Here is a 253-nt window from a genome sequence, read left to right as displayed (position 1 = left end):
GCGTCTGGCGGCCGAGCGTCAGCGTCCCATAGCGCTCCGAGCTGAGCCCGACGAACGCCGCGCGGTTCCAGATCGTGTTCGCGGTCGCGAACTGGCCGTTGTTCGTATAGAAGCCGTTTTCCAGCTGGAAGATCGCCGACAGGCCGCCGCCGAGGTCTTCCTTGCCTTTCAGGCCCCACCGGTCGGGCTGCGTGTTGCCCTGGATCATTGCCCACTTCGCATGGCCGCCGACGTTGTTCACGTACGCGACGCC

Annotated in this window: 1 protein-coding gene; it reads right to left on the bottom strand. The window is 66.0% G+C overall.

From position 1 onward, the window contains the following. A partial coding sequence (locus SB764_RS42670) for a porin (RefSeq protein WP_410867134.1) occupies window positions 1-253 on the bottom strand: 253 nt, incomplete at both ends.

Origin of the sequence: Paraburkholderia sp. SIMBA_027 (assembly GCF_046535315.1) — a bacterium.
In the GTDB taxonomy this organism is placed as follows: Bacteria; Pseudomonadota; Gammaproteobacteria; order Burkholderiales; family Burkholderiaceae; genus Paraburkholderia; species Paraburkholderia tropica.
Note: the sequence above shows the minus strand (reverse complement) of the source record. Positions and strands in the feature narration are given on the sequence as shown.